17 protein-coding genes are annotated in these 16181 nt (G+C 43.6%); 6 read left to right on the top strand and 11 right to left on the bottom strand.

Features of this window, described 5'->3' with window-relative positions; genetic code table 11:
* Nucleotides 1-5: 5 nt before the first annotated feature.
* The 5 genes from fixA to PSF42_RS03950 all read left to right on the top strand — a co-directional run bounded on the left by fixA (nt 6) and on the right by PSF42_RS03950 (nt 4755).
* Nucleotides 6-776, top strand: coding sequence for a putative electron transfer flavoprotein FixA (gene fixA, locus PSF42_RS03970; RefSeq protein WP_272679494.1), 771 nt, complete (start codon nt 6-8; stop codon nt 774-776).
* 11 nt (nt 777-787) lie between these two features.
* Nucleotides 788-1729 carry an FAD-binding protein gene (locus PSF42_RS03965; protein ID WP_125891960.1) on the top strand — a complete coding sequence of 314 codons (942 nt, stop codon included), beginning with the start codon at nt 788-790 and terminating at the stop codon, nt 1727-1729.
* 53 nt (nt 1730-1782) lie between these two features.
* Nucleotides 1783-3069 (top strand): FAD-dependent oxidoreductase FixC, encoded by a 1287-nt coding sequence (gene fixC, locus PSF42_RS03960; protein ID WP_125891959.1) that lies wholly within the window; start codon nt 1783-1785, stop codon nt 3067-3069.
* The gene (gene fixX, locus PSF42_RS03955) at nt 3066-3353 is read left to right on the top strand and encodes a ferredoxin-like protein FixX (RefSeq protein ID WP_272679493.1); all 288 of its coding nucleotides are present in this window, start codon (nt 3066-3068) and stop codon (nt 3351-3353) included. The genes fixC and fixX overlap by 4 nt, the downstream gene beginning before the upstream one ends.
* A 76-nt stretch (nt 3354-3429) precedes the next feature.
* Complete coding sequence (locus PSF42_RS03950) at nt 3430-4755, top strand: MFS transporter (protein ID WP_442959218.1); 1326 nt, start codon at nt 3430-3432, stop codon at nt 4753-4755.
* A gap of 168 nt (nt 4756-4923) precedes the next feature.
* On the opposite strand, the gene pgpA is transcribed toward PSF42_RS03950, so the two are convergent.
* From pgpA to queA, 11 genes are all read right to left on the bottom strand, one after another.
* Entirely contained in the window at nt 4924-5442 is a 519-nt protein-coding gene (gene pgpA / locus PSF42_RS03945; RefSeq protein WP_125891956.1) for a phosphatidylglycerophosphatase A, read from the bottom strand.
* Between the two features lies 1 nt (nt 5443).
* Nucleotides 5444-6427 (bottom strand): thiamine-phosphate kinase, encoded by a 984-nt coding sequence (thiL, locus tag PSF42_RS03940; RefSeq protein ID WP_272679492.1) that lies wholly within the window; start codon nt 6425-6427, stop codon nt 5444-5446.
* A 243-nt stretch (nt 6428-6670) separates the two neighbouring features.
* Nucleotides 6671-7087, bottom strand: coding sequence for a transcription antitermination factor NusB (gene nusB / locus PSF42_RS03935; protein ID WP_036958557.1), 417 nt, complete (start codon nt 7085-7087; stop codon nt 6671-6673).
* A gap of 103 nt (nt 7088-7190) precedes the next feature.
* Complete coding sequence (ribH, locus tag PSF42_RS03930) at nt 7191-7664, bottom strand: 6,7-dimethyl-8-ribityllumazine synthase (RefSeq protein WP_004905531.1); 474 nt, start codon at nt 7662-7664, stop codon at nt 7191-7193.
* 90 nt (nt 7665-7754) lie between these two features.
* The gene (gene ribD / locus PSF42_RS03925) at nt 7755-8870 is read right to left on the bottom strand and encodes a bifunctional diaminohydroxyphosphoribosylaminopyrimidine deaminase/5-amino-6-(5-phosphoribosylamino)uracil reductase RibD (protein ID WP_125891954.1); all 1116 of its coding nucleotides are present in this window, start codon (nt 8868-8870) and stop codon (nt 7755-7757) included.
* A 5-nt stretch (nt 8871-8875) separates the two neighbouring features.
* Entirely contained in the window at nt 8876-9325 is a 450-nt protein-coding gene (gene nrdR, locus PSF42_RS03920; protein WP_125891953.1) for a transcriptional regulator NrdR, read from the bottom strand.
* Between the two features lie 213 nt (nt 9326-9538).
* Nucleotides 9539-10507 (bottom strand): protein translocase subunit SecF, encoded by a 969-nt coding sequence (gene secF / locus PSF42_RS03915; protein ID WP_125891952.1) that lies wholly within the window; start codon nt 10505-10507, stop codon nt 9539-9541.
* Nucleotides 10508-10517: 10 nt separating this feature from the next.
* On the bottom strand, nt 10518-12365 hold the full coding sequence (secD, locus tag PSF42_RS03910; protein ID WP_125891951.1) for a protein translocase subunit SecD: 1848 nt from the start codon (nt 12363-12365) through the stop codon (nt 10518-10520).
* A 26-nt stretch (nt 12366-12391) separates the two neighbouring features.
* Nucleotides 12392-12724, bottom strand: a complete 333-nt coding sequence (gene yajC, locus PSF42_RS03905) for a preprotein translocase subunit YajC (RefSeq protein WP_004905542.1) — start codon at nt 12722-12724, stop codon at nt 12392-12394.
* 94 nt (nt 12725-12818) lie between these two features.
* Nucleotides 12819-13946, bottom strand: a complete 1128-nt coding sequence (gene tgt, locus PSF42_RS03900; RefSeq protein ID WP_102139012.1) for a tRNA guanosine(34) transglycosylase Tgt — start codon at nt 13944-13946, stop codon at nt 12819-12821.
* An 89-nt stretch (nt 13947-14035) separates the two neighbouring features.
* On the bottom strand, nt 14036-15106 hold the full coding sequence (gene queA / locus PSF42_RS03895) for a tRNA preQ1(34) S-adenosylmethionine ribosyltransferase-isomerase QueA (protein WP_213912945.1): 1071 nt from the start codon (nt 15104-15106) through the stop codon (nt 14036-14038).
* A gap of 450 nt (nt 15107-15556) precedes the next feature.
* Between queA and PSF42_RS03890 the strand changes: the two genes are divergently transcribed.
* A complete protein-coding gene (locus tag PSF42_RS03890) occupies nt 15557-16168 on the top strand; it encodes an acyl carrier protein phosphodiesterase (protein ID WP_272679491.1) in 612 nt (203 codons plus the stop codon).
* Nucleotides 16169-16181 lie beyond the last annotated feature (13 nt).

The following is a 16181-nucleotide window of genomic DNA, read 5'->3' as shown; positions in this document are numbered from 1 at the left end:
ATGTAATGAATATTATTACATGCTACAAATCTGTTCCCGATGAACAAGATATTATTGTAAATAGCTCAGATGGCTCTTTAGACTTTTCGCGTGCCGATACCAAAATTAGTCAATATGATTTAAATGCAATTGAAGCGGCTAACCAAATTAAAGCGCAACAAGCAGACAGCAAAGTGATTGCGTTAAGTGTCGGTGGTAAAGCACTGACCAACATGAAAGCGCGTAAAGATGTTTTATCTCGTGGTCCAGATGAACTTGTGGTTGTTATTGATGACCAGCTAGAACACGCCCTACCGCATCAAACCGCTCTGACCTTAAGCTCTGCGGTTCAAAAAGTCGGTTTTGATTTAATCATTTGTGGCGATGGTTCCGCTGATTTAAATTCGCAACAAGTTAGTCTCTTAATGGGTGAAGCACTGCAAATCTCTGCAATTAATGGTGTGAAAAAAATTGTTTCAATGACCGCTGACACCGTGATTGTAGAACGTGAGCTAGAAGATGAAATCGAAACGCTATCTATGCCATTACCAGCCATCATCGCAGTTACCTCCGATATTAACGTTCCTGTTATTCCCTCAATGAAAGCAATTTTAGGTGCAGCTAAAAAACCCGTTCAAGCTTGGACTATGGCTGATATTGGGCTAGATAACGTTGCCGCACTTTCTGCGCAATCTATCGCAGCACCTAAGCAAAAAGCCCGCCAACGTATCATCATTGAAGGTGATGGCGAAGAGCAAATTGCACAGTTTGCTGAACATTTAAGAAAAATCATTTAATCGGAGGCGTTATGAGCAAATTATCAACCGTTTGGGTATTTAGTGACATGACATCTCGCTTACCTGAACTTATCGGTGGCGCCCTATCCCTTGGAGAGCAAGTCAACGTATTAACACTCGATGACGTGCAAAGCTCACAAGCTTTTCAACTGGGTGCAACCCAAGTTTTTCAACTCGCAGGTAAACCTAACGATCGCATTATTGAAGATTATGCAGACACTATCGTTTCAACCATCAAACAGCATGGCGATAACGGTTTACTGCTATTACCTAACACCCGTAGGGGTAAATTATTGGCTGCACGTTTAGGCGCTAGACTGCAAGCAGCCGTTTCTAACGATGCAGCAGCAATTACAATCGAATCAGGAAAACCCGTTATTAAACATATGGTTTATGGCGGTCTAGCCTTTGGTCAAGAAACCTTAGAGAGCTCATTTTCGATTGCCACCCTCGCGACAGGTACATTTGAAGCTGCACAAAATGATGCATCACGTAGCGGTACGGCTCAAGCTGTGCAATGGGTCGAACCAAAACAATCTATTGTACGTACCTCGGTTCAGAAAAAAACAGGTAACTCCGTTGAACTAGACAAAGCCCGTCTGGTTGTTAGTGTAGGGCGCGGGATCGGTAGCCAAGAAAACATTGCGATTGCCAAAGCGTTGGCTGATGCAATTGGCGCCGAAGTTGCTTGTTCACGCCCTGTTGCAGAGAACGAAAAATGGATGGAGCATGAGCGCTACGTTGGGATATCCAACTTAATGTTAAAACCAGAGCTCTATCTCGCGGTAGGGATCTCAGGCCAGATCCAACACATGGTTGGCGCAAATGGTGCCCAAACTATCGTGGCCATTAACAAAGACAAAAATGCCCCTATTTTCCAATTCGCAGACTATGGGATCGTTGGGGATTTATTCAAAATCCTTCCTGCACTTACTCAACAACTGGCTAAATAAACTCAATAACAGTGGGGCTTCGTCCTCACTGTTTAGTGACCTTTGGAGAAACTATGTCCGATGATATTTTTGATGCAATCATTGTAGGCGCAGGCCTAGCTGGTTCGGTTGCTGCACTGGTTCTTGCCCGTGAAGGTGCTCAAGTTCTCCTAATTGAACGAGGAAACTACGCGGGCGGTAAAAACGTAACAGGCGGGCGAATGTATGCCCATAGTTTAGAACGCATTATTCCTGGATTTACCCAAGAAGCGCCCATCGAACGCATGATCACCCGAGAAAAACTGTCATTTATGACAGAAACAGGGGCTGTCACCGTCGATTTCCAAAATGCAGCTGAACAAAAACCAGAAGAAACCTCTTGGTCAGTGCTACGTGGCAAACTCGACCCATGGCTAGTCGAACAAGCTGAAAATGCTGGCGCACAATGCATCACCGGTATTCGTGTTGATAAGCTCGTAGAGCGGGATGGTAAAGTCGTTGGTGTCGAAGCTGATGGTGATGTACTTGAAGCTAAAGTCGTGATCCTCGCTGACGGAGTAAATTCTCTGCTCGCTGAACAGCTTGGTATGACAAAACGCGTTAGTGCAGAACATGTCGCTGTTGGTGTAAAAGAGCTCATTGAACTACCGAAAGATGTCCTAGCTAATCGCTTTAACCTTAAAGAAAAAGAAGGTGTTGCTTGGTTATTTGCTGGTACACCTACCGATGGCTTAATGGGAGGCGGCTTCCTATATACCAACGAAGATACGATTTCTTTAGGTTTAGTTTGCGGTTTACACCACATAAAAGACGCCAAAAAGTCTGTCCCTCAAATGTTGGAAGACTTTAAAAATCACCCTGCCGTCGCCCCCCTGATTGAAGGTGGGAAAATGCTTGAATATGCCGCACACGTCGTCCCTGAAGCAGGTCTAAAAATGCAATCCGAATTGGTACGCGATGGCGTTTTAATTGCTGGTGATGCCGCGGGTATGTGCATGAACTTAGGCTTTACCATTCGCGGAATGGACTTAGCGGTCGCTTCGGGTGAAGCCGCAGCAAATGCAGTACTTAATGCCATGAAAAAAGAGGACTTTAGTAAACAAGGGCTCAGTGAGTACCTCAAATTACTCAATGAAGGCCCTCTTCGTGACATGAATATGTACCAAAAAATGCCTGAATTTTTGGATAATCCACGCATGTTCTCTGCCTACCCAGAAATGGCTGTCGGTATTGCGAAAAAGCTATTCACTATTTCAGATGAAGCGCCTGTCCCGCTACGTAAAACCATGTTACAACACGCGAAAACAGTGGGCTTTATGAATTTGCTCAAGGATGGAATTAAAGGAGTCAGAGCAATATGAGTAATCCAGTCAATGTTGATGTCAAACTCGGTATTAATAAATTTAATGTCGATGAAGAAAGCCCACATATTGTTGTGAAAGAGCATCCAGACATGCAGGTGCTCGAAACATTAACCAAAGCCTGTCCAGCAGGTTTGTATAAAAAACAAGAAGATGGTTCCGTTCGTTTCGACTATGCCGGCTGCCTTGAATGTGGCACTTGCCGTATTCTAGGCCTAGATAGTGCATTAGAAAAATGGGAATACCCACGCGGCACATTTGGCATTGAATTTCGTTACGGCTGATTATTTCGTATTACTCTCGAAGTGACATACTTCGAGAGCTTTTGAGCAGTTATTTGCGCTGATACAGGGATGCATAATGAAACCAAAAAGTTTTGATGACATTCAGTTTTCTTCCGTTCACCGGCGGATCATGCTGTGGGGTAGCGGTGGGCCTTTTCTGGATGGTTATGTATTAGTCCTAATTGGTGTTGCTTTAGAACAACTTACCCCTGTATTAAGCTTAAGTAGCGAATGGATTGGCTTACTCGGTGCAGCAACATTAGCGGGCCTATTCATTGGTACTTCTCTATTCGGCTATATTTGCGACCAAGTCGGTCGTCGTAAAATGTTTTTAATTGATATTGTTGCCATTGGTGCTATTTCTGTTGCGACCATGTTTGTCTCAACACCGATGGAGCTACTTATCATGCGGTTCTTAATCGGGATAGTAATTGGTGCAGATTACCCAATTGCAACATCAATGATCACCGAATTCTCTAATACCAAGCAGCGTGCATTTGCTGTCGGCTTTATTGCCGCAATGTGGTATGTGGGTGCAACCTGTGCCAATCTCGTCGGTTATATGTTGTATGACGTGGAAGATGGCTGGCGCTGGATGCTCGGTAGCTCAGTGATCCCTTGTATTATCATTTTGATTGGTCGTTTTGATTTACCTGAATCACCTCTTTGGCTGATCCGCAAAGGGCGCATTAAAGAATGTGAAAAAATGATGGAAAAGCTGTTTGGTCAGCCCGTGGTATTTGAAGCCGAAGAACAACAAAAAACGCATTTCATCCAATTATTCACTAAGCGCCATTTTTCTTTCGTTCTATTCACTGCCATTATTTGGACCTGTCAAGTGATCCCGATGTTTGCAATTTATACCTTTGGCCCACAAATTGTTGGGCAACTCGGTTGGGATCAGGGGAAAAATGCCGCACTGGGTAACGTGGTTATCAGCCTGTTCTTCATGTTAGGCTGCTTACCCGCGATGTATTGGTTAAATAAAATGGGCCGGCGGCCACTATTGATTGGTAGCTTTGCGCTTATGACCCTTGCTCTTGCCATACTTGGGTTATTCTCAAACCTCGGTATTTGCCTCGTGATTATCATGTTTGGTATTTACGCATTTTTCTCTGGGGGCCCAGGAATTTTACAATGGCTTTACCCTAATGAACTGTTTCCAACGGATATTCGTGCCTCTGCCGTTGGGGTAATAATGTCCATCAGCCGGATTGGAACCATTTTTTCAACGTGGGCATTACCGCTGTTTATCACTAAATATGGGGTCAGTTCGGTAGTGCTGATGGGGGCGGGTGTTTCACTTATAGGGTTGATTGTCTCAGTTCTATTTGCCCCCGAAACCAAAGGATTAACCTTAGCACAAACCTCCGTGATGGGTATTCGGCGTGGAAAGAAGTAAGAGAAGCAAGAGAAGTTACTACGATGAGCAATAATATCCAATACGCTAAATAGTTTGCGTTATGGCTAGGCGGCAAGTGAATAAGCCCCTAGGAGCATACAAAAGTATGTGACTAGGGCGAATGAACGCGGCCAATAACGCCACAGCGCAAAAAAATATGACGCGTATTTAGTTGGTTGAGAACGGCATAACCTCATACCAAACCAACAACCAAATAGTGAAATACGCAAAAATGGCCGCAATGATATCATCAATCATAATACCAAAACCGCCGCTGACTTTTCGGTCAAAAAACCGTATTGGCCATGGTTTCCACATGTCATAAATACGGAAAATAAAGAATGCGGTGATGACCCACTCATAATCAACAACAGGGATCGCCATTAGCGTAATCCACATCCCGATAAATTCATCCCAAACAATGCTACCATGATCATGAATTTTCATATCGTCGGAAGCGCGCTGGCAAATTAGGCAACCAATCCAAAAACCCACGACAATGAGTACCCACACACTCCAAATAGGCATATTTGCCATTAATAACCAAAAAGGTATCGCAGCAAGAGAGCCCATTGTGCCAGGCACAATAGGCGAAAGGCCACTACCAAAGCCCGTAGCCAATAAGTGCCAAGGATTACGCATATTTAGCCGTTTTTTTGCTTCTGCTTTTTCTTGGCGACTTGCCATTCTATGCACCTTCCGAAACAAAATGATCGAAACCTTTTAGGTTTACATCAACTTCTTGGTTATTGCAAAAGTAGCTAATTCCTTCAGACTGCGGCTTAATTTGCCCAATACACGTGAAGCCTGATCCCGTATGCGCTAATGCCATCTCTAACGCCCCACGATTAATTTCAGGAACGGTAAAGCAGAGTTCATAATCTTCACCACCACTCAAAGACCATAAACGCCCTTGTTCAAGACTACAACTTTGTCTCAATGCTTCTGATTGAGGCAATGCATCTAAATTAATGCGTGCGCCACAACCACTCGCTTTCAAAATATGGTTAAGATCAGAAACTAACCCATCCGAAATATCAATTGCTGAAGAAGCCAGGTTTCTCAACGCTTGGCCTTGTAAAATACGTGGCTGCGGACGTAAATGACGCGCAATTAGCCATTCTTGATATTCTACATTTTCAACATTCAGTTTATCTTGCAAAATAGCTAAGCCTGCCGCGCTATCACCGAGAGTGCCAGTAACATAAATCCAATCACCATTACGCGCCCCTGCGCGAGACATCGCCTTACCATTTGGTACTAAGCCATGAACCGTGTAGGTTAAACTCATTGGCCCGCGTGTTGTATCACCACCAATCAATTGCATTCCATAATAGTTAAGCTGTTCAAATAAACTATCACTAAAGGATTGCAACCAATCACAATCAACGCAAGGCAATGTAATTGCTAAAGAAACCCATGCAGGATCCGCCCCCATCGCCGCAAGGTCACTTAAATTAGAGGCTAATGATTTATAAGCGAGATCAGCTGGTGAAATAGTTGGTAGGAAGTGAATACCAGAAACAAGAGTGTCAGTGCTTACAGCAAGTTGCTGTTTTTCTGGAATGGTCATCAACGCACAGTCATCCCCAATACCGATATTAACATCACGTCGGTTAGTGGTTTGACGGTTAAAATAACGCGCGATGAGGTCAAATTCGCCATATGACATGGTAGATTTTCCGTTTTCGCTATATCTATTTTCGTTTGAGACGAAGCAAATAATTTACACCCTAATAATTCAATAATAGGTAAATAATGCATAATTGCTAACCTAAATAATGTATCTAATTAGCCACAATTATTTTTCGCTCACCTATCATTGAAATATCGCGAGCATATAAACACAAAGGTAGACTGGAACCCAGCCTACCTATTTATTACCGTAGTGCTACAGGAGGGAACCCTGATATTATTATTTTTTACGGCGAACCGCAGGTGCAGCTTTGTCTAACACGCCATTAACGAATTTATGGCTATCTTCTGCGCCAAAAACTTTCGCTAATTCAATACCTTCATTGATTGCGACTTTATAAGGTACATCTTCACGGAAACTTAATTCAAACATGGAGACACGTAAAATCGCTTTTTCTACCTGCCCTAACTCTTCGAGCTGACGAGATAAATAAGGCGCCATCAGTTGATCAAGTTTTGTCGCGTTGGTTGCAACACCTGATAACAGTTCACGAAAATAGTTTACGTCGACGTCTGACATGTCCTGTTCAGCAATAAACTCATATTCGACTTCAGCAATTGGATTGCCAGATAATTGCCATGAATAAATGGCCTGTACAGCACACTCACGAGCGCGGCGACGAGCAGCAGGTTTCACAAGATTCCCCTTAAATTTAAAAACTGTACACAAAAAACACTTGTTGCAATGCGTTATCTACACCATTGTGGCGAAAAAACGGCAACATAGAGCTAGCTGTGTATTATTTGCCTTTGATGGCCTTAATTACATTAATCATTTCCAGTGCTGTCAGTGCAGCTTCAGCACCTTTATTACCTGCTTTAGTACCCGCACGTTCAATGGCTTGTTCGATATTTTCAGTGGTTAACACACCAAAAGTCACTGGTACTTCACTGTTCATCGCGACATGAGATAGGCCGGAGCTACATTCACCTGCAACATATTCAAAGTGAGCGGTACCGCCACGAATAACTGTACCTAATGCAATGACGGCATCGTATTTATTCGTTTCAACTAATGCTTTTGTGGTCAACGGCAGCTCATAAGCGCCTGGAACCCACACAATGGTAATGTTGTCATTTGAAACCTGACCAATGCGTTCTAACGCATCAACAGCACCTTCCAGCAGACTATCATTAATAAAGTTGTTAAAACGAGCGATAGCGATAGCAACACGCGCTTGTGGAGCAGCAACAACACCTTTAATTACGTTCATAGCCTTCCTCTAATATTAATTATAACCCGCGGGGCGCGGATTTTATCACATTCTTTCGTGTACCGTACGTATGATTTTCAAAAAAAACACTTACCATACGGGACGAAGCCTGACACGTAGGTCTGGCCCAACTTGCTTCACTTCTGTAAATTCAAATTTTGGCGCATCAATAAGGGCATTAAGCGGAGGGAAGTCCACTAGGCCTCGAGCGCTACTTCCTAATAATTTAGGCGCAATATAGACAATCAGCTCATCCACTAAACCTAACTTAAGCAATGAGCCTGCAAGTTTTGCCCCTGCCTCAACCCAAATACTATTCACATTACGTTTAGCCAGTTGCATCATTAAAATAACCAGATCAGTGCCGCTTTCATCTGCAGGAATAGCAATTTGCTCAACTTGCCCTTGCCATACTGCATTTTCATCTGGGTTTGAACGCACCAACCAACATTCGCCATCTAATTGAGTGACGCTATGCTCAGGAGTCACGCGATTGTGGTTATCTAACACAATGCGGATAGGTTGACGGACTTGTTCTTCAGGGTAAATTTGCTGAATATCGCTAGGTAATTCTTTCCAGCGCACCGTTAACGAAGGGTCATCCGCAACCACGGTGCTACTTGTGCTTAAGATAGCACTAGCCTCGGCGCGAAGAGCTTGTACATCTTTACGAGCCGCGGGGCTGGTGATCCACTTACTTTCCCCAGATCCAAGGGCAGTTTTGCCATCGAGTGAAGCGGCGAGTTTTAATTGAATATAGGGAAAGCCAGTACGCATACGTTTTAAAAAGCCGCGGTTAGCCGCTTCTGCATCATCTAATAAAACATTGCTGCGCGTTTCAATTCCGGCTTGTGACAGCATATACAGGCCACGGCCCGCAACTTGAGGGTTTGGGTCTTGCATGGCAGCGACGACTCGGCTTACACCTGCATTGATCAGCGCTTCTGCGCAAGGCGGGGTACGGCCGTGATGGCTACATGGTTCAAGGGTGACATACGCTGTTGCCCCTTGCGCTTTATCACCGGCCATTCTTAATGCGTGAACCTCAGCATGGGGTTCACCTGCTTTTTGGTGATACCCCTCACCAACAATGACACCATCACGTACAATCACACACCCGACATTTGGGTTAGGTGATGTGGTGAAACGCCCTTTTCGTGCTAATTCAAAGGCACGAGCCATATAAATGTTGTCTTGTTCAATCATTGGCGTTAATCCTGTAATTTAGCGATTTCTTCGCCAAATTCACGCACATCTTCAAAACTGCGATAAACAGAAGCAAAACGGATATAGGCAACTTTATCGAGCTTTTTCAGCTCATCCATAACCAAACCGCCAATTAATTTCGACGGAACCTCACGTTCCCCGGTGGCCCTAAGCTGGGATTTAATCGAAATAATGGCTTGTTCAATAGCATCAGAACTTACAGGGCGTTTTTCTAATGCCTTTTGCATGCCTCGGTTAAGCTTTTCTTCATCAAAAGGTTCGCGAATATCATCGCTTTTAATGACCCTAGGCATAACAAGTTCAGCAACTTCAAAGGTTGTGAAGCGTTCATGACAAAGTAAGCATTGGCGGCGTCTACGGACTTGGGACCCTTCACCGACCAGACGCGAGTCAATAACTTTCGTATCTACAGCTGAGCAGAATGGGCAGTGCATAGCGTTTCCTGAATCTATTTAGGGGGTGTTAGTTTACCCTACTATGTAAGAAAAAACACCCTAGAAGATGCCTCCTAGGGTGTTCTCGTTGCTCTTCATATTTCGCGTTGTAAGGGTGCTAGTATCGTTTATTACCCCTAGTCACATACTTATGTATGTCCCTAGGGATATCGTTCACTTGCTGCCTACTCACAACACGAACTATTTTAAGAACTAAGGCAGTAATGACTCTTGGTCTGCGCCTTCTTTTTCGACTTTCGCTTGCATCAAGTGTTCACGCTTCATACCCATCTTCAGTGCTAATGCAGAAGCCACGTAAATAGATGAGATAGTACCGATAGTTACACCGATTAACATCACCAATGAGAAGCCTTCCAACATTGCACCGCCAAATAGGTACAGCATCAGAACCACTAATAACGTGGTGGCTGATGTCATGATGGTACGGCTCAATGTTTGCGTCAAAGAGACGTTCATGATTTCGTATGGTGTACCACGGCGAATTTTACGGAAGTTCTCACGGATACGGTCTGATACAACGATACTGTCGTTCAGTGAATAACCGATAACCGACATCAATGATGCCACGATGGTCATATCTATCTCAATATGGAACAGAGACAGAATGCCTAAAGTAATTACCACGTCATGCGCGAGTGATAATACCGCACCCGCAGCTAAGCGCCATTCAAAACGGAAGCCGACATAAATCAAGATACAAATCAACGCAGTTAACAGAGCTAAAGCCCCTGTTTGCGCCAACTCAGCACCGACACTCGGCCCAACGAATTCAATACGCTTAACAGTTGCTTTGTCATCCACGCTCTGGTTGATGATTGTGATAATTTCTTTCCCAACTTCTTGACCCGCAGTGCCTTCAATTGGCGGAATGCGGATCATGATGTCGCGGCTACTACCAAAGTTTTGGATTAGTGGATCTTTATGGTTCGAGTTAGACAAGCTATCACGAATTTTATCCAAATCAGCTGGCTGACTTAAGTTGATTTCAATGACCGTACCACCAGTGAAATCTAAGCCCCAGTTAAAACCTTTGACGCCAATAATCACAAAAGAAGCAATCAGTAATACGATAGAAATACTAAAGGCAACGTTGTCCCAGCGCATAAAGTCATAAACTTTACGACCATAGTTCAATTGTTCAACAGAATAATCCTGTGCCACAACGTGCTCCTTAAATTGACAGCTTGTTAATACGTTTACCGCCGTAAAGCAGGTTCACAATAGCACGTGTACCGACAATAGCTGTAAACATAGAGGTTGCGACACCAATCGCTGTCGTAATCGCAAAGCCTTTAATCGACCCTGTACCCACCGCATAAAGAATAATGGCTGTGATCAGTGTCGTTAAGTTTGCGTCTGTAATACTTGAGAAGGCGCCTTTATAGCCTTCATGAATCGCTTGCTGGACAGACCGCCCATTTCGCAACTCTTCTTTTATCCGCTCATTAATGAGAACGTTCGCATCGACGGCAACCGCAAGGGTTAACACGATACCGGCAATACCTGGCATGGTAAGTGTCGCGCCCGGTAATAAGGACATTACACCAACAATTAGCACCAAGTTAGCCAACAGCGCGCTACTCGCAATCAAACCAAATTTACGATAGTAAATAATCATAAACAGGATTGAAGCTAACAGACCTGCAATACAAGCTTTTAGCCCTTGCTCGATATTTTGCATACCCAGTGTTGGACCTATGGTACGTTCTTCAACAATTTGGATTGGTGCAATCAACGCACCTGCACGTAACAGTAATGAAAGCTGGCGAGCTTCAGTACCATTAGTAATACCCGTAATACGGAATTTACTACCAAAACGCGCAGAAATACGTGCCGCATTGATGACTTTTTCATCTTTCACCAAAATTGAACGGCCCGTTGCGTCTTTTTTGCCACTGTCTTTGTATTCAACAAACAGCGTTGCCATCAGCTTGTCTTGGTTATCACGTGTAAAATCAGACATGATAGAACCACCAGCACTATCAAGGCTGATACTTACTTGTGGTTGACCATTTTCATCCGCTTCAGAGGTTGAATCCGTAATATGGTCACCCGTTAAGATCACACGCTTATATAACACGTAAGGCATGCCTTCACGGTCATATTTAACTTCTGAGTCACCTGGTACACGGCCACTTTCTGCTGCTGAAGAATCGACTGAAGTATTCACCAAACGGAATTCTAATGTCGCAGTCGCACCTAAAATCTCTTTTGCACGAGCGGTATCTTGAATACCCGGTAATTCAACGACAATTCGGTCAGCACCTTGGCGTTGAACAAGTGGCTCCGCAACACCTAATTGGTTTACACGGTTGCGAATAATAGTGATGTTCTGAGAAACCGCATAGTTACGAGCTTCACGTAAGCGCTCGTCGGTCATAACAGCAATCATCGTGTTATCGCTGCCATCACTAAAGACTAAATCAGGGTATTTACGAGACAATGCTTTTTCAGCTTGGCTACGATCATCCGCGTTACGAAAGCGAACTTCCACGCTGTAATCATTGCCTTTACGAATAGAAGAGTACGCAATGCCTTCTTGACGTAGGTCATTACGCAAACCATCCATGTTTTGTTCCTGCAATTTACCTAATGCAGTGTCCATATCAACTTCCATCAGGAAGTGAACCCCACCACGCAGATCAAGACCAAGCTTCATCGGTTCACCACCGATAGCTTCGAGCCACTTAGGCGTTGCAGGTGCAAGGTTTAATGCAACAACATACTGGTCACCCAGTGCATTCATGATCACTTCACGCGCACGTAACTGAACATCAGAGTTGTTGAATCGGGCTAAAATCGCCCCATTTTCTAGAGAGATAGATTTACTCTCAATTTTATCGTCTTTTAACGATTTTTGGACTTGGATCAGCGTTTGTTCATTGGCGGCGGTTCCCCGCACGCCAGTGATCTGAACAGCCGGATCCTCACCATATAGGTTTGGAAGCGCATAAAGCAAACCGATGAGGATCGCACAGATCAACATCAGATACTTCCACAAAGGATAACGGTTTAGCACGGCAGTTCCCTTCGGGAGAATCAGAATTAAATTGCTTTCATTGTGCCTTTAGGTAAAACAGCAGCAACGAAATCACGTTTGATGGTTACTTCTGTGTTCTCACTCAGCTCAAGAACCACATAACCGGTTTCAGACACTTTAGTTACACGTCCGATTAAACCACCAGTTGTTAAAACTTCATCACCTTTAGTGATAGATTCCATCAATTTACGGTGTTCTTTCGCACGTTTTTGCTGTGGACGCAAAATCATGAAATAGAAGATCAGCGCGAAAACAACAAGCATGATAACCATGGTGTATGGACTACCCTGCGCTGGTGCACCTGCTGACGCCGCCGCTTCAGAAATAAAAAAACTCATTCAACTTTCCTCATTGTTTTATTGAAAGCAATTTTACATACAAAAAAGCTAAGTTTGATATGCTACACAGATTAGTGGCATTTCGCACTTAAATTCACTCGATATTTAATGAAGGTTCGGGTTTACCAATCTTTTGGTAAAAATCTTTAGCAAACTCTTCAAAATTCCCATTTTCAATGGCTTGGCGAATACCTGCCATCAAACGCTGGTAATAACGTAAATTATGGATGGTATTGAGCCTTGCACCAAGGATTTCATTACATCTATCAAGGTGATGCAGATAAGCACGACTATAATGACGGCAAGTATAGCAGTCGCAATCAGCATCCAGTGTTGATGTGTCTGATTTATACTTAGCATTACGAATTTTTACCACGCCATTTGTCACAAATAAATGCCCATTTCGTGCATTTCGTGTTGGCATCACACAATCGAACATATCGATACCACGGCGAACCCCTTCCACTAAGTCTTCCGGTTTCCCTACACCCATTAAATAGCGTGGTTTTTCTGCCGGAATTTGTGGGCAGACGTGCTCTAAAATACGGTGCATATCTTCTTTCGGTTCGCCTACGGCTAAGCCGCCTACAGCGTACCCATCAAAGCCGATTTCCACCAGCCCCTTAACTGAAATATCACGTAAATCTTCGTAAACACTGCCTTGAATGATACCAAACAGGGCATTTTTATTGTTCAGTTCGTCAAAACGTTGACGGCTACGTGCAGCCCAACGCAGCGACATTTCCATGGATGTCTTTGCATAGTCCCAATCCGCAGGGTATGGCGTACATTCGTCAAAAATCATGACAATGTCTGAGCCGAGGTCATACTGAATTTCCATCGATTTTTCAGGGCTTAGGAAAACTTTTTCACCGTTGATAGGGTTGCGAAAATGCACCCCTTCTTCTTTAATTTTGCGCATCGCACCAAGACTAAAGACTTGAAAGCCACCTGAATCGGTTAAAATTGGCCCTTGCCATTGCATAAAGTCATGGAGATCGCCATGTAACTTCATGATTTCTTGACCTGGACGTAACCACAGGTGGAAAGTATTCCCTAATAAGATTTGAGCACCAGTTTCTTTGACTTCTTCAGGGGTCATCCCCTTAACTGTACCGTAGGTTCCTACTGGCATAAATGCAGGGGTTTCCACCACACCACGCTCAAATACTAAGCGACCACGGCGTGCATTGCCGTCAGTCGTTTGTAATTCATATTTCACATTTGCCTCCTAGCAGCAGAAAAACAGTCTGTTGCTATCGATAATATTAATTTGCTAAGCAAGCAGCCGATGCCACCGCTTAAAACTGATTACTCACCAATTTTCTCAAATCGAGCATTTGAATTGGGGGTAATGAACATGGCATCGCCATAACTAAAGAAACGGTATTTTTGTTCTACCGCCTCTTTATATGCGTTCATAGTATTTTTATATCCAGCAAACGCAGAAACCAACATAATTAATGTAGATTCAGGTAAGTGGAAATTGGTGATTAGTGCATCTATCACCTGATATTCATACCCTGGGTAAATAAAGATTTGGGTATCATCAAAAAATGGAGCAATTAAAGCGTCTTGGCTTGCTTTTGCGGCACTTTCTAGTGACCGAACAGATGTCGTTCCAACGGCGATAACGCGATTACCTCGAGCTTTACAGGCTAAAACGGCATCCACGACCTCTTGTGGCACTTCTGCATATTCAGAATGCATAATGTGATCTTCGATAGTATCAACACGTACTGGTTGAAAGGTGCCGGCTCCCACATGCAATGTCACAAACGCCATTTCTACACCTTTTTGGCGCAATGCTTCAAGTAACGGCTCATCAAAGTGTAAACCTGCCGTTGGTGCTGCGACAGCCCCCGGTTTTTCACTATACACAGTTTGATAAAGTTCTTTATCTGACTCTTCATCAGGGCGGTCAATATAAGGTGGCAAAGGCATATGACCAATTTGGTTTAGGATGCTCAGTACATCACGTTCATCGTCAAAACGTAGTTCAAACAATGCACCATGACGCGCGACCATCGTCGCCTTCACGCTTTCATCTTCACCTAGCAGTAATTCAGCCCCTTCTTTTGGTGCTTTTGATGCCCTAACATGAGCAAGTACGTGGTGTTCGTCCAACATACGTTCAATCAGAACTTCAATTTTACCGCCGCTAACCTTGCGCCCAAATAACCGTGCTGGGATCACGCGAGTGTTATTGAACACTAGCAAGTCACCGTGCTCCAGTTTTTCTAGAATATCGGTAAAAACACCATGCGTGAGCTGCCCTGAGCCACCATCGAGGCTTAATAAGCGGCAAGCACTGCGCTCAGCCTGTGGATAATGGGCAATCAGTTCTTCAGGTAATTCAAAAGTAAAATCAGAAACACGCATTGTATTGACATCAATCTAAAAAAAACAGGCAACTAGTCTAGTGCCGCACCGACTTTGGCGCAAGAAATAAGCGCAAAATCGCACAAAAAAACACCATTATTTAACAAATATTTTGTTAGCAAAAAATTCTGTACGCTATTTGTCCATTCAAAGAATGAATTATTTCTGTTTTTCTTTTATCTCTCAATACTGATACCTCATAAATTTCGTGTTACATGGAGATTTTTATTATCCAACAAATACATGTCCTGTGAGTTTCGAATTCAACATAATTACTGCTATAGTTTGAGCAATCAAAAAGTTAGCTAAGCTGCGCTGCATGTCCTATGGATTTCGAATCACAGGTAGGCAGCAAGTAAAGATATCCCGATGAGCATACATAGGTATGTGATTCGGGTAGCTTTACGAAGCTAACACCCCTGTGGTTTGAAAGACGACGGACATTTTAAAGTGAATTATTTAGCTCACCTCCACCTGGCCCACCTCGCTGACAGCTCCCTACTCGGCAACATCATGGCTGACTACGTCCGCGGTAACCCTACGGGCCTTTATTCATCCGACATTGTCTCTGGTATCTTTATGCATCGAGCCGTCGACCGCATTACAGATACCCACCCTCTAGTCAAAGAAGCTAAACGGTTGTTTCGTGATGAATATCGCCGTATTGCGCCTATAACCTTGGATTTAGTCTGGGATCATTTTTTATCTTTGCATTGGTCAACTATTGAGCCTTCAATATCACTAATGGACTTTGTACGTGACTGCCGAACAATAATTGAGCCTCAACTTTGTCATACCCCTGAAAAATTTCAGGAGTTAAATGAATACCTTTGGCCCCAACAGTGGCTGATACGTTATGCAGATAAAAATTATATTGGAAAATCATTGAATGGAATGGCAAAAAGGCGCCCCAAGCTCAGCGCGCTAAGCGGTTCATTTAACGACTTTTTATTACAGTATGATGCGTTAGAAAATATTTTCTTTCAATTTTACCCAGAAATGATGGCTAATGCACTGCAACATTTTTTTGTACAGAATGTCACAATTAACACAAAGGAATAAATTAAAGCTTGCA

It is taken from the genome of Providencia sp. PROV032 (assembly GCF_028484875.1).
In the GTDB taxonomy this organism is placed as follows: Bacteria; Pseudomonadota; Gammaproteobacteria; order Enterobacterales; family Enterobacteriaceae; genus Providencia; species Providencia rettgeri_E.
Note: the sequence above shows the minus strand (reverse complement) of the source record. Positions and strands in the feature narration are given on the sequence as shown.